The sequence below is a fragment of the Azospirillum fermentarium genome (genome assembly GCF_025961205.1).
Classification (GTDB): domain Bacteria; phylum Pseudomonadota; class Alphaproteobacteria; order Azospirillales; family Azospirillaceae; genus Azospirillum; species Azospirillum fermentarium.
Window position 1 is genome coordinate 656,429 of sequence record NZ_JAOQNH010000001.1, and the last position, 17,270, is coordinate 673,698.

At 66.2% G+C, this 17,270-nt stretch carries 17 protein-coding genes; 11 read left to right on the plus strand and 6 right to left on the minus strand.

Translation table 11 applies throughout. From position 1 onward, the window contains the following. Positions 1-2: 2 nt before the first annotated feature. The 4 genes from M2352_RS03170 (at position 3) to M2352_RS03185 (ending at position 4,539) form a co-directional block, all read left to right on the plus strand. On the plus strand, positions 3-1,763 hold the full coding sequence (locus M2352_RS03170; protein ID WP_264663059.1) for a hypothetical protein: 1,761 nt from the start codon (positions 3-5) through the stop codon (positions 1,761-1,763). Between the two features lie 137 nt (positions 1,764-1,900). After that, entirely contained in the window at positions 1,901-2,830 is a 930-nt protein-coding gene (gene serB, locus M2352_RS03175) for a phosphoserine phosphatase SerB (RefSeq protein WP_264663060.1), read from the plus strand. A gap of 82 nt (positions 2,831-2,912) precedes the next feature. Continuing rightward, the gene (locus tag M2352_RS03180) at positions 2,913-3,581 is read left to right on the plus strand and encodes an EI24 domain-containing protein (protein WP_264663061.1); all 669 of its coding nucleotides are present in this window, start codon (positions 2,913-2,915) and stop codon (positions 3,579-3,581) included. Positions 3,582-3,903: 322 nt separating this feature from the next. Further along, complete coding sequence (locus tag M2352_RS03185; RefSeq protein ID WP_264663062.1) at positions 3,904-4,539, plus strand: bactofilin family protein; 636 nt, start codon at positions 3,904-3,906, stop codon at positions 4,537-4,539. 66 nt (positions 4,540-4,605) lie between these two features. Here the strand turns inward: M2352_RS03185 and M2352_RS03190 are convergent, their stop codons facing one another. Then, a complete protein-coding gene (locus M2352_RS03190; RefSeq protein ID WP_264663063.1) occupies positions 4,606-6,471 on the minus strand; it encodes an adenylate/guanylate cyclase domain-containing protein in 1,866 nt (621 codons plus the stop codon). A 116-nt stretch (positions 6,472-6,587) separates the two neighbouring features. Between M2352_RS03190 and M2352_RS03195 the strand changes: the two genes are divergently transcribed. From M2352_RS03195 to M2352_RS03210, 4 genes are read left to right on the plus strand one after another with little or no spacing between them, the layout of a single operon-like run. Further along, positions 6,588-7,505, plus strand: coding sequence for a sulfite exporter TauE/SafE family protein (locus M2352_RS03195; RefSeq protein ID WP_264665291.1), 918 nt, complete (start codon positions 6,588-6,590; stop codon positions 7,503-7,505). Further along, positions 7,502-8,284 (plus strand): TIGR02186 family protein, encoded by a 783-nt coding sequence (locus tag M2352_RS03200; RefSeq protein WP_264663064.1) that lies wholly within the window; start codon positions 7,502-7,504, stop codon positions 8,282-8,284. The genes M2352_RS03195 and M2352_RS03200 overlap by 4 nt, the downstream gene beginning before the upstream one ends. Before the next feature lie 21 nt (positions 8,285-8,305). Beyond that, complete coding sequence (locus M2352_RS03205) at positions 8,306-8,818, plus strand: universal stress protein (protein WP_264663065.1); 513 nt, start codon at positions 8,306-8,308, stop codon at positions 8,816-8,818. Further along, a complete protein-coding gene (locus tag M2352_RS03210; RefSeq protein WP_264663066.1) occupies positions 8,805-9,362 on the plus strand; it encodes an MAPEG family protein in 558 nt (185 codons plus the stop codon). Before M2352_RS03205 ends, M2352_RS03210 begins: the two co-directional genes overlap by 14 nt. Before the next feature lie 3 nt (positions 9,363-9,365). On the opposite strand, the gene M2352_RS03215 is transcribed toward M2352_RS03210, so the two are convergent. Together M2352_RS03215 and M2352_RS03220 are read right to left on the minus strand one after the other, a co-directional pair. Then, a complete protein-coding gene (locus M2352_RS03215; RefSeq protein ID WP_264663067.1) occupies positions 9,366-10,742 on the minus strand; it encodes a DUF4143 domain-containing protein in 1,377 nt (458 codons plus the stop codon). 103 nt (positions 10,743-10,845) lie between these two features. After that, complete coding sequence (locus tag M2352_RS03220) at positions 10,846-11,466, minus strand: RNA methyltransferase (RefSeq protein ID WP_264663068.1); 621 nt, start codon at positions 11,464-11,466, stop codon at positions 10,846-10,848. Positions 11,467-11,547: 81 nt separating this feature from the next. On the opposite strand from M2352_RS03220, the gene M2352_RS03225 reads away from it, so the two are divergent. Together M2352_RS03225 and M2352_RS03230 are read left to right on the plus strand one after the other, a co-directional pair. After that, a complete protein-coding gene (locus M2352_RS03225) occupies positions 11,548-12,243 on the plus strand; it encodes a hypothetical protein (protein ID WP_264663069.1) in 696 nt (231 codons plus the stop codon). A gap of 151 nt (positions 12,244-12,394) precedes the next feature. Next, entirely contained in the window at positions 12,395-13,354 is a 960-nt protein-coding gene (locus M2352_RS03230) for a ligand-gated ion channel (RefSeq protein ID WP_264663070.1), read from the plus strand. On the opposite strand, the gene M2352_RS03235 is transcribed toward M2352_RS03230, so the two are convergent. Beyond that, positions 13,327-14,694 carry an MFS transporter gene (locus tag M2352_RS03235; protein ID WP_264663071.1) on the minus strand — a complete coding sequence of 456 codons (1,368 nt, stop codon included), beginning with the start codon at positions 14,692-14,694 and terminating at the stop codon, positions 13,327-13,329. The two genes, M2352_RS03230 and M2352_RS03235, sit on opposite strands and share 28 nt — an antisense overlap. 140 nt (positions 14,695-14,834) lie before the next feature. On the opposite strand from M2352_RS03235, the gene M2352_RS03240 reads away from it, so the two are divergent. After that, positions 14,835-15,734 (plus strand): LysR family transcriptional regulator, encoded by a 900-nt coding sequence (locus tag M2352_RS03240; protein WP_264663072.1) that lies wholly within the window; start codon positions 14,835-14,837, stop codon positions 15,732-15,734. Here the strand turns inward: M2352_RS03240 and M2352_RS03245 are convergent. Together M2352_RS03245 and M2352_RS03250 are read right to left on the minus strand one after the other, a co-directional pair. After that, positions 15,731-16,633 (minus strand): hypothetical protein, encoded by a 903-nt coding sequence (locus tag M2352_RS03245; RefSeq protein ID WP_264663073.1) that lies wholly within the window; start codon positions 16,631-16,633, stop codon positions 15,731-15,733. The genes M2352_RS03240 and M2352_RS03245 overlap by 4 nt on opposite strands. Further along, positions 16,633-17,133 carry an ImmA/IrrE family metallo-endopeptidase gene (locus tag M2352_RS03250; RefSeq protein WP_264663074.1) on the minus strand — a complete coding sequence of 167 codons (501 nt, stop codon included), beginning with the start codon at positions 17,131-17,133 and terminating at the stop codon, positions 16,633-16,635. Before M2352_RS03250 ends, M2352_RS03245 begins: the two co-directional genes overlap by 1 nt. Positions 17,134-17,270 lie beyond the last annotated feature (137 nt).

The following is a 17,270-nucleotide window of genomic DNA, read 5'->3' on the forward strand; positions in this document are numbered from 1 at the left end:
GAATGACCCGCCAGATACCGACGGCAGTTGAGATCATCAACTGCCGTCCTCCTTTTTCATTCTTTTTTGATATTATTGAGAAGTTATTCAAGGCGAAGCAAGGCAACAAAAAGCCTCTGCACAGGATTTGTACCCTCGCCAGAAAACAAGGCGCCCGAACGATCGTCATCGAATGCGCTATCGAGCGCCCTGATGTTGTTGAAGAAATCAAGCAACTTGATGAACACTACCAAAAATTAAATTGTTCTTCGCCTAACAACGGAAAGGCGCAAGCGATTAAATTTTCTTTCTTCTCTTGTGATAACATTACAAAAGAAACCATCGAAAACGTTAATCATGATCATTTTATTGGACAGGGAATATTAATAAATTATTATCCAAACGTTAAAAAAGAATGCCAACATTCTTATATTTATGAGGCCATCCTGCCTCAGCCAAGATTAGCTCCTACTGAGGATATGCCGCGTGTCGGTTTACTCAATAATTTCATCACAACATCCCGTAAATTCCTTTGCTATGTCCTGAATTGCGAATTCAACGTCTTTTCGGTCTATTATTCACAGCAAAACGGCGTGACGAGTGTGTGCGCTCATGCAAGCTTGAAAATGTCGATCAACTCAAGCGAAGCAATCGAAAGACCGTCCCATATAAAAGATTTGAATGCCATTCTTGGAAAGATACCTCCTCTTCAGGGGTTAAGCCTGAAGGAAATTGGAAAAATCATTGTCGAACATGATTTGCATCCTCTCATAATAAATTGCATGCCTCAAGTAAATTATCTTTATAAAGAAAAAAATAGCCAGGGGAGCGATGAGAAAATTTTATGGGGATTATTGGATAAAATATCTTCTCCGTCTCTCAAGAATATAATTATTGATGCAATGGAGAAAAATAAGGATATCAATTTTCACTATAGCTCTGCCTTGGCCGCTTTCATTGAGTCAGGATACCCTGCTCTTTTGGTTTTTGATACCGCAGATATCCTGACTGATGAAGATTCGGATTTTCCGCTCGAACATGTAGTTTCAGTTTTTGGATACACGCGCAATTCCGACGAGTGGCATCCCGAAGCCCTTCCAGAATATGCAGGCCGCGAAAAATGGAAATTTTTACCTTCTAGTTCTTGGATTGATCACTTTGTCATACATGATGACAATCTTGGGCCTTATTACACCCTCGAATCACGCGCTCTTGAAGTCGATCCCAAGGTTCGTGCAAAATATATCATAGCCCTTCTTCCTTTCAGCGTGACAAACAGGCCACATTTCATTCAGAATTTTGCATCAAATGCGCTTTCTCGATATTTAAAGACGCATAAAAGCAACCGAATAAAAAATCAGTGGATCGACTATATTATCAAAAATGAACAACAAATCATTTTACGGCCAATTCTGGTCACTCTTGAACAGTATGCCATGCATCTTTTCCATTCAAATGGCCATGATGGGTCAAAAATTGGTGAAAAAGAAATAACGGTTCTTAAAAAGCTTCCTATTAAGAAAAATGAAAAAGAAATATTTTGGATGGTTGAGATATCTCTTCCGGACCTTTTTTCAGGTAATCACTCAAAAGTTGGAGAAATTCTTTTGAATGCTCATATATATCCTGAAAAAATAAAAGATTATCAAGATATATTAATAGGAATACGTCTTCCAAAAACATTTGTTATCAAAGATAAAAATGGTGGTTATGAAATTATCGACGTCCCGTTGGACACACATTCACCGATTTATCTGACAGCGCATGCGCATCATGAATGGTAATCAAAAATGCATGATCGATTCATTTTCTGAATAATTTGCTCCTGGCAATAGAAACGAACAGCCTATGAATGCCGGCCCCTCTTGTGATAGGGGTGCGGTCATCCGCACCACCGACCATCACGCCGGGTCCGATCTCCATGAACGCCGTCCTGACGCTCATCGCCAATCCTGCAGCCCCCTGCCTGACCGACACCATGGCCGAGGGGGCGCGGGCCGCCCTCAAGGCTTTGGGCGGGGATGTGGCGCCGCCCGGCTGGCTGGCGCCGGGGGTGGCCGTGGACATCGCCTTCGACGGGCTGGCCCCGGAACAGGCCGAGGCCGCCGTCCGCCCCATCGTCGAGGGCCAGCCGGTGGACGTGGTGGCCCAGCCCATGGCGGGCCGGCGCAAGCGGCTGCTGGTGGCCGACATGGAATCCACCATCATCGAGCAGGAAATGCTGGATGAGCTGGGCGATTACGTCGGCAAGAAAGAGCACATCGCCGCCATCACCGCCCGCGCCATGAACGGCGAGATCGACTTCAAGGGCGCGCTGCGCGAGCGCGTGGCCCTGCTGAAGGGGCTTTCCGCCGCCACCCTGGACGAGGTGTGGGGCCGCGCCACCCTGATGCCGGGGGCCAAGGCGCTGGTCGCCACCATGCGCGCCAGCGGTGCTTATTGCGTGCTGGTGTCGGGGGGCTTCACCTGCTTCACCGGGCGGGTGCGCGACTGGGTGGGCTTCCACGAGGATCATGGCAACGGGCTGGAAATCGACGGCGGCGTCCTGACCGGGCGGCCCACCGAACCGATCCTCGACCGCGACAGCAAGCTGGAAGCGCTGCTGCGCTATGCCGGTGCCCAGCGCGTGCCGGTGCCGGAGACCATGACCGTGGGCGACGGCGCCAACGACCTGCCCATGCTGCTGGCGGCGGGCGTGGGCGTGGCGTTCCACGCCAAGCCGTCGGTGGCGGCCCAGGCCCGCGCGCGCATCGACCACGGCGACCTGACCGCACTGCTCTACATCCAGGGCTACCGCGCGGCGGACATCGTGGCGGACACCGGCGGCGTGGCGGAGCACACGCCCGGCTGACCGCCCGTCTTTTCCCGCGGTCCCGCCCTGCCTACATAAGCCGGGCCTGATGACGGGAACGCACAAAGGACACCCAGACGCCATGATCCGCGCCCTTGCCCTGGCCTTCGGCCAATTGACCGATCCGGCGTCGCGCCGGGTGGTGTGGATCGCCGTTCTGGCGGCGGCGGGGGCGTTCATCGCCCTGTTCGCCGGGGTGGAATGGGCGCTGACCCGCTCCACCATCACCGACATCGGCTGGCTCGACGCCGGGCTGGACGTGCTGGGCGGGGTGGCGGTGGCGGCGGTGGCGTGGCTGCTGTTCCCCGCGGTGGTGGGCATGGTGGCCGGCTTCATGCTGGAATCGGTGGTGGAACGGGTGGAAGCCCGCCATTACCCCGGCCTGCCCGCCCCCGCCGGCACCAGCGTCACCGAGGATATCCTGACGGCGCTGCGCTTCTTCCTGGTGATGGTGGCGGTCAACCTGGCGGCCCTGCCCATCTACATCTTCGCCCCCGGCCTCAATCTGGCGGTGTTCTACACGGTCAACGGCTATCTTCTGGGGCGGGAGTATTTCGACATGGTGGCCCAGCGCCGGCTGGGCCGGCAGGCGGCGGCGGTGGTGCGGCGCACCCACCCGCTGAAGCCGCTGGCCGCCGGGGTGGTCATCGCCTTTCTGTCCACGGTGCCGGGGATCAACCTGCTGGTGCCGGTGGTGGCGACGGCGTTCATGGTGCACGTGTTCCACGGGATGACGGGCCGCAAAGCCTGACGGGGCCGGTCCGGCCGTGATAAGGGGGCTTGCCGCCGCACGGACCGGCGTGATACCCCGCGGGAGAGGTCCGTCCGCCGCCGGGTCCATCCTTTGCAGGATTCAACCCCGGCCGGGGCCGGTCCACGCTCTGCCCGCCCCAGCCTCGTCCTTGAGGATTCCAGACATGCTGCCGTTCGGACGAAAGAAGCCGGCCGCCCCGGCCTCGGCCAGCCCGCCGAAACCGGAGACGCCGCAGGCGGCGCCGGTGCAGGCCCCTGTTCCGGCGCCCCGCCCGCCGTCTTCGGACACCACCCCGCCGTTTTCGGACAAAGGACACGACATGACGACGCCGACGCCGCCGAAGCCGCCCGTTCCCCCCGCCGTGCCCGGCACCCCGCTTCGGGGCGATGCGCCGCGCCGCATGGACATCCCCGGCGTGACCCCGCGTCCGCCCCAGGGCCTGGGCCTTCCCGGCACCCCCTCGCCCCTGCCCGGCACGCCGTCCCCGGCAACCCCGGCGGCGGCCCCGTCGCCGGTTGCGGGCGCCCTGCCCGGTGCCGCGTCCACCCCGTCCCGCCCCACCGACCCGCGGCGGCTGATCGTCGGGCGCGACATCGCGCTGTCGGGCGAGATCGGCTCGTGCGATGCGCTGGTGGTCGAAGGCTCGGTGGAAGCCAAGCTGCCCGACGGCCGCATCATGGAAATCGCCGAGACCGGCCTGTTCAAGGGCTCGGTGGAAATCGACGAGGCCGACATCGCCGGCCGCTTCGACGGCACGCTGACCGTGCGCGGACGCCTGACCATCCGCGCCACCGGGCGGGTTCAGGGCACCATCCGTTACGGCGTGCTGGCGGTGGAAGCCGGCGGCCAGATCAGCGGCGATGTGCAGGTCTACACCGCCCCGCCCAAGGCCGCGGCCCCCGCGGAGCTGTCCATCCCCGCCCCGGTGCCGGTCACCCCCGACACGGTGGCATAAGACAGCGGCGTTTAAAGGCGTTTAAACGCACAAAACCCCTCCCCGGCATCCGGGCGAGGGGTTTTCTTATGCCTTATGCTCCGGCACCAGCCGCCACACCTCGCACACGCCGGACCGGCCGCGCAGGATGTGGGGGCCCAGGCTCTTCAGCGGGACCGAGCCGTCGGCCTGTTCGGCGGTGGTGCCGCTGGCCAGCACGATGGCTTCCGCATCGCCCTGGACGGTGGAGGCCAGTTCCTCCAGCCGGGCGGCCACGTTCACCGTGTCGCCGACGATGGTGTAGTTGATCCGGCTTTCCGACCCGATGTTGCCCACCACCGCCGGGCCGGAGTGCAGGCCCATGCGCACGCGGATCGGCGCCTGCCCGCCGTCCGCCCGGCGGCGGTTGTCGTCGTGGATGGCGCGGGCGATGGCGTGGGCGGCGCGGAGCGCGCGGGCGGCGTGGTCCTCCTGCTCGTCCGGGGCGCCCCAGAAGGCCATGATCGAGTCGCCGATGAACTTGTCCACCGTGCCGCCCTCCTCCTCGATGCACGAGGCCAGCAAGGAGAAGTGCTCGTTCAGCAGGGCCGCGGTTTCCGCAGCGCTCATGTTCTCCGCCAGACGGGAGAAGCCGCGGATGTCGGTGAACATCACCGTCACCTCCCGCTCTTCCGACGGAAAGGTGACGGCGGCGGTGCCGCGGCGGCGCATGATGCGCAGCACCAGCGCCTTGGGCACATAGGTTTCGAACCAGCGCAGCCCCGCCACCATGGCGTTGAAGGCGATGGCCGCCTGGGCCAGTTCGCGCAGGCGGCTGTCGGGAAGATCCTGGATCTGGCGGAAATCGAAGGCGCGCACCTGATCGGCGGCTTCGGCCAGGCGGGCGATCTGGCGGCTGATGCGCCGGCCCACCCACAGCGCCGCGGCCACCGACACCAGAAGGATCCCCAGCCCCGCCGCCCCGGTGGTGTAGAGCCGCTTGATCTCCGCACCCGCGTCCTCCGCCCGCACGGCGATGCCCAGCGTCCATTCGTGGCGGCCATAGCCGGCCATGGTCCGCATCAGGAACAGCATGTTTTCCCCGGCCAGCCGCACCATGCGGGTTTCCATGCGCTTCTTCAGGCTTTCCGACGGCACGCCGCGGCTCCACAGCGCGGCCAGCGCCGGATCGTCCACCTGATCGATGCGCGGCAGCGGGGGGCCGTCACTCTTGCCGGAGAAATCGAACTTCAGCGCCGACAGCGACGGATGGGCCAGCACATGGGCGCGGTCGTAGAGCACGAAGGCGTTGACCCCCTGCTCCACATACAGGTTGGACAGGAACCGCGACAGGTCGCCCAGCGACACCCCCACCGTCACCTGCCCCACGAACCGTCCCTGCGGGTCGCGCACCGGGTGGTTCAGCGCCAGATAGGTGGTGCCCTGTTCCCGCGCCCAGGTGGGTTCGGCCCACACCGGCCCGCTGCGGTCGCCGGGCGACAGCAGCACGGGCGGGGTGTGGGTGCCGTCGTTCAGGTCGATGGTGCGGGTGATCAGCGTCCCGTCCTGGCGCGACACCCGCACGCCCATCATGTCGGTGCCGATGAAGGCCACGCCGGTCACGTCGGGGGCGGCGGCCAGCGCGCCGCGCAGGGTGTCGGTCAGGCGGCCGGGATCGTGGGGGTCCAGTTCCCCCCGTTCGATCAGGCCGGCGATGAAGCGGGCCATGTCGCCCGCCGGGTCGAGCTGATGGCGGACCCGCACCTCCACCCCCGACAGGGCGAGGTCGGCACGGTCGCTGAGCAGGGTGAAGGTGTTGCGGCTGGCGCTGACCAGCCCCAGCACCAGGACGCTGGCGACCGCGGCCAACACGAGAGAGCCGAAGCCGGTCACCAGCACCGCCGCGATGGGCAGGCGGACACGGCGCCGGGCAAGGCGGCGGGACAGGGTCAGGGCGGCGGCTTGATCGGCCATGGCCGCACCCTACCCATCCCGCCCTTCGGCGGCTACCGTTTTTATCCCCCCTCAGGTAAGCTGAAACGGCAGAGCCTTCTTCTTCCTTGCCCCCTTCCCCTTGATGGACAGCCATGCTGCAAATCTATCTGCCCATCGCTGAAATGTCGGTGGATGCCCTGGCCATCCTTGCCATGGGGGGGGCCGTGGGGTTCCTGTCCGGCATGTTCGGGGTGGGGGGCGGCTTCCTGATGACGCCGCTGCTGATCTTCGTCGGCGTGCCGCCGGCGGTGGCGGTGGGAACCCAGGCCAACCAGCTCGTCGCCGCCAGCGTGTCGGGGGTTCTGGCCCATTGGCAGCGCGGCAACGTGGATGTGAAGCTGGGGCTGGTGATGCTGGCCGGCGGCGTGTTCGGCACCACGCTGGGGGTGTGGGTGTTCGGGATACTCCAGCGGCTGGGGCAGATCGACATCACCATTTCGCTGACCTACATCTTCTTTCTGGGCGTGATCGGCGCGCTGATGCTGATCGAGAGCGCGCGCGCCATGCTGCGCCGCCGCCGCACCGCCACCCGCGGCAAGCTGCACCACCACATCTGGCTGCACGGGCTGCCGCTGAAGATGCGGTTCCACCGGTCCAAGCTCTACATCTCCGCCCTGCTGCCGGCGGCCATCGGGGCGGTGGGCGGGCTTTTGGTGGCGATCATGGGCATCGGCGGCGGGTTCCTGCTGGTGCCGGCCATGATCTATCTGTTGAACATGCCCACGGGGCTGGTGGCGGGGACGTCGCTGTTCCAGATCATCTTCACCACCGCCGTCGCCACGCTGCTGCAGGCCGCCACCAACCAGACGGTCGATGTGGTGCTGGCCATGCTGCTGCTGGTCGGCGGCGTGATCGGGGCGCAGTTCGGCACCAAGGCCGGCGGGCTCTTGCGCGGGGAGCAGGCGCGCATGCTGCTGGCGCTGCTGGTGGTGTCGGTGGCGGGCAAGCTGGCGTGGGATCTGTTCTCCCGCCCCGCCGACGTGTTCAGCATCGTGGTGGGGACGCCCGGATGACCGTTTCCAGGACCGCCCGGCGGCGGATCGCCATCACCCTGGCCGCGGTGGCGGGGGCGCTGGCCGGCATGGGCGTTCTGGCCGCCACCACCGCCCAGGCCCAGCGGCTGGTGGCCGACCTGACCAGCCACCTGATCGCCATCACCACCGGCTTCACCGGGACCGAGGTGGTGCTGTTCGGCACCACCGACGGCCCCAGCAGCGACGTGGTGGTGGTGGTGACGGGGCCGCGCACGTCGGTCACCGTGCGGCGCAAGGACCGGCTGGCCGGGCTGTGGCTGAACCGGGAAAAGGTGGTGTTCGCCCAGGTGCCCACCTACTACGCCGTGGCGGCCACCGGGCCGCTGGACCGCATCGCCAGCACCTTCACCGCCCAGCGCCACCAGCTCGGCCCCGGCAACATCAAGCTGGAAACCGGGCGCGCCCTGCCGCCGGAGGAACTGGAGGAGTTCCGCGCAGCCCTGGTGCGCAACCAGCAGCGCGCCGGGCTGTACGGCAAGACCACCGCCCCGGTGTCGTTCCTTGGCGACCGGCTGTTCCGCACCAACCTTACCTTTCCCGCGAACGTCCACACGGGCCTGTACAATGTCGAGGTGTTCCAGATCCGTGACGGCGAGGTGGTGAGCGCCCAGACCACGCCGCTGGTGGTGGCCAAGGTCGGTTTCAGCGCCGAGGTGTACGAGTTCGGGCGCAACCAGCCGATGGCCTACGGCATCGCCGCCACGGTGGGGGCGCTGCTGATCGGCTGGGCGACCGGCATGGCGTTCCGCAAGGTGTGATCTTTCGCAAAGGGTGCAACCATGAGCGACGACGCTTCTTCCCCCTCCGCCTCCCCCCCGCCGAAGCCGCTGGAGCGCATCTTCCTGGTGGTGGTGGACGACAGCCCGGAACTGAAGCTGGCCTTGCGTTATGCCTGTCTGCGGGCGCGCAAATCCCACGGGCGGGTGGCGCTGCTGTACGTCATCGAGCCGTCGGACATGCAAAGCTGGCTGATGGTCGAAGACCTGATGCGCGAGGAGCAGCGGGCCGAGGCCGAGAAGAAGATGCAGCGGCTGGCCCGCGAGGTGAACGCCCTGACCGGCACCCTGCCCATCCTGCACATCCGCGAGGGCAACCGCCGCGATGCGCTGCTGTCGCTGATCGACGAGGAACCGGGCCTGTCGATCCTGGTGCTGGCCGCCGGCACGGGGCAGGAGGGGCCGGGGCCGCTGATCACCTATTTCATGTCGCCGCGCGGCCTGACCCGGCTGCGCATTCCCCTGACCATCGTCCCCGGCGGACTGACCGACGAGCAACTGGATGCCATCACCTGAGACCCCGGCACACGGCGGGCGCCGCCGCGGCGGGCGGACCAAGATCCGCGCCGCCCTGATCATCAACAGCCTGTCGGTGGCGGCGACGCTGGCGGTCATGGCCCTGCTGCGCGGGGCGTTCGCCGCCCCGGCGGGGGTGTCGGGCATCGACGGGCGGCTGGCCTATGGCGCGCCGCTGCTGGCGTGGCCGGCGCTGATCCTGCTGCTGATGGTGTTCGCGGTGATGGCGGCGCGGGGGCGCAGCGTCGCGCTCAACCCCATCGACGATCCCGAAAGCCGGGGCCTGCGCGTGGCCCAGCGCGTGCTGAGCAACAGTGTGGAGCAGGCGGCGGTGTTCGTGCCGGCGTTGCTGGCCCTGATGGTGACCATTCCCCTGCCCAGCCTGCCCATGCTGCCGGTGCTGGTGCTGCTGTTCATGGTGGGACGGGTGCTGTTCTGGGCCGGGTATCTGATCCACCCCTTCGCCCGCGCCCCCGGCATGGCCGCCACCCTGACCACCAACATCGTCACCACCGTCTGGGCGGTGACCGGCGCCGTGGGCTGAGCCCTACCCTTCCGCCGAGACCCGCCGCCCGGCCTCGTAGCAATAGTGCGCCGCCGGGCGGTGCCAGACCTCCGCCGTGTGCCCATCGGCCATGGCATAGGGGCGAAGGGCGGCGATGGACCGGGTGGTGGCGCCCAGCCAGCGCAGGCCGGGATTGAGCCGGGAAAATTGGATCAATCCATTGATCCTAGATTGGTCACCCATGGAGCCGTCGGTTCCGGGCAGGGTGCAGGCCCAGACCGGGCGGTCATCCCCGGCGGACAGGCCCACCAGATCCACCGTCCCCTCGGCCAGCCGGCAGAAGACCAGCCGTTCCCGTTCCGCCGATCCCAGCCACTGGCCGACGATGGCGCCTTCGGCCAGGGCGGCGAAGGCCGGGCCGTCCGGGTCCGGCGGGCCGAACAGGGCGGCGTGCAGGCAGGGCGCGGTCAGGTGCAGTTTGAAGCTGCGCATGCGGCGGAAACGCTCCCCCGCCGGATGGACCCGCCCCATGCGCACGATGAGGAAGGCGGATTCCAGATAATCCAGGTAGCGGCGGACGGTGTTCTTGGCCAGCCCCGTGTCCGCGGCCACCCCCTCGACGGTCAGTTCCTGTCCGCTGGCCCCGGCCAGACGGACGAACAGTGCGGTCAGCCCGGCGCTGTCCCCCAGCCCGCAGAGGGCGGGAAGGTCGCTGCGCAGCAGCCCATCGAGCACCCGTTCCCGCAACATGCGCCCGCCGCCGCCGTGGCGCAGCAGCACCGCGGCGGGAAAGCCGCCGCCGGCGACGTAATCGGCAAAGCGCCGGTTCAATCCGGCCATGTCGCGCACGGCGTACATGCCGGGGCGCCCGGAGCGGCCCAAAAACAGCGGCTCGACCACATCATCCTCGGCCCCGGTCAGCCGCAGGTATTCGCAAAAGCGCATGGGCGGCAGCACCAGATCGGCCCCCGCCGGCCCACCCAGCGCCGAGACGGCCAGGACGCACAGCCCCGGTTCCACCGCCGCCAGCGCTTCGGCCTCGGCATGGGCGGTGGGGCGGTGCTGGCAACCGTCGAGCACCAGAAGCCGCCGCCCCGTCTCCACCGGGGGCAGTGCGGCCCACAGCGTTTCCAGGGACTGGCCGCACAGGGCCGGGGCATCCCATGGGATCACCGCCACCGCGCCGGCGGGCAGGCCGGTCAGCAGCAGGGAGTGCACCAGCTGCCGCACCAGCACCGATTTCCCCGCCCCCCGCGGCCCGCCCAGCCGCACCACGCCCGCCCCGCCATGAACCGCGCGGAACAGCCGGTCGAACAGGTCGCGGCGGGGCAGCAGGGCGTCGGCATCGACAGCCCCGCGCCACCACGGGTTTTCCAGCGCCAGCCGGTTGGACAGGAAGGCAGGGGGCAAATCGGTCATGATATTAAGATCATAGGAATGATCCTAATATCGCAAACCCACGCTACCCGAGCAATGTGAAAGCCGTATCAAAAACTAAGGTCACTGTTATGATCTTAACTTTTTAAAGATCGTCGTCCGCGCCGGGCAGGATGGCGCCGCTTTCATAGACGGCCTTGCCCTTGGTGCCGCGGACGCGCTCACGGTGATGGGCCTTGCGCTCGCTGCGCAGGACGGGGCGGCCATGGGTGTGGGTGGGGGTGTCGTCGATGGGGGCGCCGGGGCGCACGGGGCGTTCGGCGAAGCGGCCCAGGCTGATCATGCGGTCGTACATCAGAATGCCTCCGGCCACGCCGACGTTGACGCAGAATTTCATGGGGATCTTGACCGTGAAGGCGCAGCGCTCCAGCACCTCGGGCGACAGGCTGCCGCGCTCCGGCCCCAGGATGTAGGCGGCGCGCAGGGGGTGGCGGAAGCTGGGCAGGTCCACCGCCTCGTCGGTCAGTTCCACCCCCACCAGGGTGCAGCCCTTGGGCAGGGCCATGGTGTCCACCGAGTCATAGACATAGACCGGCATGTGGATCGCCGCGTCGGAGGTGTCCACGAAACGCATCTCCCGCATGTCGGGCTGGGGATCGAGGGCGAAGAAGAACGACCCGCCGAAGGCATGGGTGGTGCGGACCAGGGTGCCGATGTTTCCTGGCTTGCTGATCCGTTCGACGCCGATGGCAAAATATCCACGCATGGGCGCACCATGCCCCACCCTTTCCCTGGCGTCCAGCACCGGCTATGGTCGGTTCTTTCCTTCTTTCCTCTGGTTTCTCCCATGTCCGACACCCCCACCTCCTCCCCCACGCCCGAACAGTCTGCCGAACGGCGGGAACGGGCCAACCGTCTGGCCCGCGCCCGGCGGTGGACGCGCAACGACCTGGACACGCTCCAAGCGCTGACCGAGGCGTTGGCAACGGCGGAGCGGGTGGACGAGGCGGTCTTCACCGGCGGCAGCGAGGGGCGGGCACGGTCCCTGCGCTCGCTGGTCATCCTGGAACTGGCAACCGTTGACGCCGGCGCCATCGCCATGGACGAGGATGCCCGCGCGGTGGCGGCGGACCTGCTGGCGTGGAACGCCAAGAAGCAGCAGACCGCGGCCAGCCGCCAGCAAAAGGGCGAGGATCTGAAATCGGCCATCGTGCGGGCGGTGCAGGCCACCTTCCCCGGCATCCCTAGGGAAGTGGCGGTGGGGGCCGCCACCCGGCTGGCCCCGGCCCTGGCCAAGCTGAACCGCCTGCCCAGCCAGCAGGCGATGGTGGATGCGGTGGCGGCGATCCGCTTGGAACGCTGGCGCCAGGCGGTGACCAGCGAGCGCGAGGTGGCTGAAAAGCTCCAGGCCCGTCAGGTGCGCGGCGACACCAACCGCGCCGTCAAACGCTTCCGCGACCAACGCGCCATCGAACGGGTGGAGGAGGAGATGCGCCAATGGCGCGGCGACCTCGGCCCCGTCACCTCCCACCGCCTGCGCTAAAAACCATCCGGTTCCCAAAGGCCTTTCGGCCTTTGGCGGGGTCGAAGGGGCGGCGCCCCTTCATCCTTCGCACCCTAACTTTTCCGTTTACCCCAAAATAGTTGCCTCCCTAATTTAAACGGGAAACCAGCAACGTTGCCGGGTAACGTCCATGTCCCCCCGCCTTCGCGCCCTGTCCGCGTCCGTCCTGTTCCTGACCCTGCTTTTCACCGCCACCGCCGGGCGGTGCGAGACCGCCACGGTGAAGGCGGGGCTGTTCATCACCCAGCTTGGCGATTTCGACATGGCGCGGCGGTCGTTCAGCGCCACGTTCTGGACGTGGTTCCTGCACACCGATCCCGATTACGACCCGCTGGCGACGGCGGAGGTGGTGAACGCCAAGGCGGACACGGTGAAGTTCCCCTCCCTCGACACCAGCCGTGGGATGAAGTGGCACCAGTCCAAGCACGCCGCGGTGCTGGCGCAGGATTGGGACATCACCCATTTCCCCTTCGACCGCCAGACGCTGCGCATCGTGATCGAAGACGGGCAGCAGGACGCCGATCACGTGCGCTTCACCGCCGACACCGCCAACAGCGGGGTGGACCCGTCGGTGTCGGTGCCCGGCTGGACCATCGAGGATTTCCGCATCGAGGCGCGGGACCGCACCTACAACACCAGCTACGGCGACCCGGCGCTGCAGGGGGACAGCCGCTATTCCCAGATCCTCGCCACCATGACGGTGAAGCGGGAGGGGCTGCGGCTGCTGTGCAGCCTGTTCGTCGGCTTCGCGGTGGCGTTCCTGCTGGCGATGCTGAGTTTCTTCCTCAGCTTCGGCGACATGGCGGGGACGCGCATCAGCCTGTGCGCCGCGGGGATCTTCGCCACGGTGGGCAACAAGTACGCGCTGGACAACGTGCTGCCGCCCTCGCCCACCTTCACCCTGGCCGATGTGATCGTCAGCAGCTCGTTCCTGTCGGTGCTGATGGCGGCGCTGGCGGTGGTGCTGATCCAGCGTTTCCACCGCACGCACCCGCGGCTGGCCTTTGGGCTGAACGCCGGGATGGCGCTGGTGACGGCGGCGGGGGTGATCGGGGTGAACGCCTATGCCATCCTGCGCGCCGCGGCCTGAGCGTGGCCGATCACCGCCAGGGCCACGAGGATCAGCACCGCGGCGGCGGCGAAGGTCACCCGCATGCCCCCCGCCACATCCCCCAGGGCGGCTGAGGCGGCGGCGAACAGGCTGCCCATCACCGACGCCCCGGTGACGAGGCCCAGGTTGCGCGACAGGCTGAGCACGCCGGATACCGCCCCCCGCCGCCCATCCGGCGCTCCGGTGACGATGGCGGTGTTGTTGGCGACCTGGAAGAAGGCATAGCCGATGGTGACGGTGACGATGGCGGCCATATACCCGGCGACCCCGAACCCGGCGGCCACGGTGGACAGCGCCGACAGTCCAACCACCATGCCGCCCAGCCCGGCCACGGTCACCCGCCCGCTTCCCCAGCGGTCCACCACCCGCCCCGCCGGCACTGACGCCACCGCCGCCGCCAGCGGCCCCGCCGACAGCACCAGCCCGGCGTGGGCGGCATCCAGCCCCAGCCCTTGGGACAGGTAGAACGGCCCGATCACCAGCGTCGCCATCACCACCGCCGACACCAGCAGCGTGGCGGCCAGCCCGGCGCCCAGCGCCCGGCCACGGAACAGCGCCACGTGCAGCAGCGGCGCCGGGCTGTGCGCCTGTGCCCGCACGAACAGCACGGCCCCCACCGCCGCCACGGCCAGCAGCGCCGGGGCCGGCCCGGCCCCGCCGGTCATCGCCAGGGCGTAAGCCCCCACCGGCAGGGCGAGCAGCAGGATTCCCACCGGATCAAGCGCCGCCTGCCCGTCCCTTTCCCGCGGCGGATCGGCGGGCAGTGTGCGCCACGCCACCCCCAGAACCAGCAGCCCCAGCGGCACGGTGACGAGAAAGATGGCCCGCCAGCCGAACGCGGCGGTCAGCAGCCCGCCCAGCGACGGCCCCAGCGCGGTGCCCGCCGCCGACATGGTGCCGAGCAGACCGATGGCGCGCCCGGCCCTGTCCGCCGGCACCGCCGATCCCACCAGTGCGGTGGTCAGCGCCATCATGGCCGCCGCCCCCGCCCCTTGCGCCGCCCGCGCGGCGATCAGAACCCACAGGGTGGATGCCAGGCTGCACACCAGCGAGGCGGCGGTGAACAGCGCGGTGCCGGCCAGCAGCACCCGCCGCCGCCCGGCCACGTCCCCCAGCCGCCCGGCCCCGGCGATCAGGCAGGTGACGGCCAGCAGATAGGACAGCACCACCCACTGCACCTGTGGGAACGGTGCGGCGAAGGCAGCGGACAGGGCCGGCAGGGCGGTGTTGGCGATGCTGGTGTCCAGCGACGGCATCAGCATCGCCAGCGACAGCCCGCCCAGCGCCCAGCGCGCGGTCATGGGCATGGTCTTGGTCATCGGGGATCCCCCTTCGTTCCGGTTCATGAGCTGGGGGAACGGTAACGGGGGCCGGTGGCATGGCGGAACGCGCAGCCTTTGCAGGTTATTGGTGCGTTCAACGCCCTATATGGGCGGGGTGGTTCTGCTATGATCGGCCCATGGCGCACCCGGATTTCAACCTGCTGATCACGTTGGACGTGCTGTTGGACGAGGGCAACGTGGCCCGCGCGGCCCGGCGCCTGCGCCTCAGCCCCTCGGCCATGAGCCGGGCGCTGGCCCGGCTGCGGGCGGTGACCGGTGATCCGCTGCTGGTGCGGGCGGGCCGCGGTCTGGTGCCCACCCCCCACGCGCTGGAACTGCGCGAACGGGTGGGTCCGCTGGTCCAGGCGGTGGATGCGGTCCTGCGCCCGGCGGAGCGGCTGGACCTGAGCCGGCTGGCGCGCAGCTTCACCATTCGGGTACGGGAGGGGTTCGTGGAAAGCTTCGGCCCCGCCCTGCTGGCGCGGGTGGCGGCGGAGGCGCCGGGGGTGCGGCTGCGCTTCGTGGCGAAACCCGACAAGGACAGTACGCCGCTGCGCACCGGCGGCATCGACCTGGACACCGGGGTGACCGGTGCGGTCACCGGGCCGGAGGTGCGGGCGACGGTGCTGTTCCGCGACCGCATGATCGGCGCCGTGCGTCCCGGCCATCCCCTGGCCGCCGGCCCGGTCACGCCCGAGCGTTTCGCCGCCGGGCGTCACGTCACGGTCTCCCGCCAGGGCCAGGACCGCGGCCCGGCGGATGGGGCGGCGGAGGCACTGGGGCTGAGGCTGGAATGTGCTGTGGTGGTGGACAGCTTTTCCGCCGCCCTGGCGCTGGCGCGCTCATCGGACCTGATCGCCACGGTGCCGGATCGCTACACCGGAACCTTGCGGGATGGGATGGTCAGCTTCCCCCTGCCCTTCGCCCTGCCCGAGGTCACGATCTCATTGATGTGGCACCCCCGCCTGGACGCCGACCCCGCCCACCGCTGGCTGCGGGACTGCGTGCGGGAGGTGTGTGGGGTGGGACGGGGTTAATCGAGATCGAATGGACGGTCGATGTCGATCGGCTCGTCCGGGCAGTCCGATTTTTTCTTCTCGTTCTCGACGATGCTTTTGTGGTGATCGGGCATGTCGTTGGCGCTGAAATAGGGTGGAAACAGGCGCACGTGGCGCAGCGACCGCCGGATGTCGGCGATAAGCTCCTGCATGCCCTGCTTTGTCTTGGCCGATCCCTTCTCGGACATCTTTTTCGTGAAGGGATCTTCGTCGCGGTCCCACGGTGGGATGATGCCTTCGTTGCCGTCATTGATCCAGATGACCGGGTAAGGCTTGTCATCGAAAACGCCCTTGAGGACGCTCCACCCCACATGATGAAAATTCAGGCTGCCCGGCGTGCGTTCCCGCGACAGGATATCGGCCAGATCCAAAGAGACCACCGTCCGGCTGGGCATGGAATGCTTGCCCAGACGAAACCCGATGTCGATGTCGGGGCCGATGTAATCGTTGATGCCGTTGCCGAAGGGAACGACGATGCAGTTGCGGATCGGAAAGCCGGCGGTCCAGGCCGACCCCTTGATACGGACAGGGTAATAACCCATGACCTCGGTGTCGTAATCCCGCAGCGCCTTCAAAAACCCGGAAATGATGTCGTAAACTTCCGTTTCATCGGCAACATGGGCCGAGAAAACGATCTCATCGCCAATCGTCTTCCACGATTCGATTTTACGGGCGAGAGCATGGTCCCGGCGTGCCTGACCGATGTAACTGACCAAGAGGGAATGGAATTCCCGATAAAGCCTGAAAAACAAGTCTTCCCAGAACGGCGGGTAATCGTCACTGTCCAGCCGGCTGTTCTTGTATTTGGTAGAGCCGGCAATATCCACCGATAAGAACAGGCGAAGCTGGCAATCCCACGATCCGTCCGGGCGCAGCATCAGAGGCCCAGAGATTCCAAACGAACCTCCGCTGCGCGCGGGGAAACGTTGAAGCAACCGGCCAGCACCGGAATGTTACGGCCAATCTGACGGGTCAGTTCCCGGAAACGGGCTTGGGGCATCAGCAGGGCGGCGGCGAAGCGGTTGGCCTGCCGCTCCTCGGGTGTATCGCCATAGCGCCCGAACGATCCCGGATGCGTGCCCTCGGGGGTTCCGGTGTGCAGAAAGTAATGGCCCAGTTCATGGGCGATGGTGAAATTGTCCCGCAGGCGTCCGGTTTTGGGCGACAGGGAAATACGGAACCGCCCGTTTCCTTCCACGATCAGGGAACCGCTTTCGGCGTGACGGATGTCGATCACGGGCTGAACGGTGATGGAGCCGCCGAGCCTTTGGGTGAAATCGCGGATATCGTCCCATTCGGGATTGAATTCGTACCGAGCCGCCACCTCTTCGGCATAAGCCTCGATGGTTTCCACGGTCAAGGTGTCAGGGCGGGGCATTGGAGCCACAACCGTTCTTGGTTCTTTCACGGGAAAGAATCATAGTTCCGCACCCCACCCCCGTCAAACGCCAATGTGATGGTTCCCAAAGGCCCCCCGGCCTTTGGCGGGGTGAAGGGGCGGCGCCCCTTCATGCT

What these genes read in the sequence shown, in the direction of transcription:
- M2352_RS03170 (WP_264663059.1), top strand. Translation starts at nt 3, where the DNA reads ATGACCCGCCAGATACCGACGGCAGTTGAGATCATCAACTGCCGTCCT.
- serB (WP_264663060.1), top strand. Translation starts at nt 1,901, where the DNA reads ATGAACGCCGTCCTGACGCTCATCGCCAATCCTGCAGCCCCCTGCCTG.
- M2352_RS03180 (WP_264663061.1), top strand. Translation starts at nt 2,913, where the DNA reads ATGATCCGCGCCCTTGCCCTGGCCTTCGGCCAATTGACCGATCCGGCG.
- M2352_RS03185 (WP_264663062.1), top strand. Translation starts at nt 3,904, where the DNA reads ATGACGACGCCGACGCCGCCGAAGCCGCCCGTTCCCCCCGCCGTGCCC.
- M2352_RS03190 (WP_264663063.1), bottom strand. Translation starts at nt 6,471, where the DNA reads ATGGCCGATCAAGCCGCCGCCCTGACCCTGTCCCGCCGCCTTGCCCGG.
- M2352_RS03200 (WP_264663064.1), top strand. Translation starts at nt 7,502, where the DNA reads ATGACCGTTTCCAGGACCGCCCGGCGGCGGATCGCCATCACCCTGGCC.
- M2352_RS03205 (WP_264663065.1), top strand. Translation starts at nt 8,306, where the DNA reads ATGAGCGACGACGCTTCTTCCCCCTCCGCCTCCCCCCCGCCGAAGCCG.
- M2352_RS03210 (WP_264663066.1), top strand. Translation starts at nt 8,805, where the DNA reads ATGCCATCACCTGAGACCCCGGCACACGGCGGGCGCCGCCGCGGCGGG.
- M2352_RS03215 (WP_264663067.1), bottom strand. Translation starts at nt 10,742, where the DNA reads ATGACCGATTTGCCCCCTGCCTTCCTGTCCAACCGGCTGGCGCTGGAA.
- M2352_RS03220 (WP_264663068.1), bottom strand. Translation starts at nt 11,466, where the DNA reads ATGCGTGGATATTTTGCCATCGGCGTCGAACGGATCAGCAAGCCAGGA.
- M2352_RS03225 (WP_264663069.1), top strand. Translation starts at nt 11,548, where the DNA reads ATGTCCGACACCCCCACCTCCTCCCCCACGCCCGAACAGTCTGCCGAA.
- M2352_RS03230 (WP_264663070.1), top strand. Translation starts at nt 12,395, where the DNA reads ATGTCCCCCCGCCTTCGCGCCCTGTCCGCGTCCGTCCTGTTCCTGACC.
- M2352_RS03235 (WP_264663071.1), bottom strand. Translation starts at nt 14,694, where the DNA reads ATGACCAAGACCATGCCCATGACCGCGCGCTGGGCGCTGGGCGGGCTG.
- M2352_RS03240 (WP_264663072.1), top strand. Translation starts at nt 14,835, where the DNA reads ATGGCGCACCCGGATTTCAACCTGCTGATCACGTTGGACGTGCTGTTG.
- M2352_RS03245 (WP_264663073.1), bottom strand. Translation starts at nt 16,633, where the DNA reads ATGCTGCGCCCGGACGGATCGTGGGATTGCCAGCTTCGCCTGTTCTTA.
- M2352_RS03250 (WP_264663074.1), bottom strand. Translation starts at nt 17,133, where the DNA reads ATGCCCCGCCCTGACACCTTGACCGTGGAAACCATCGAGGCTTATGCC.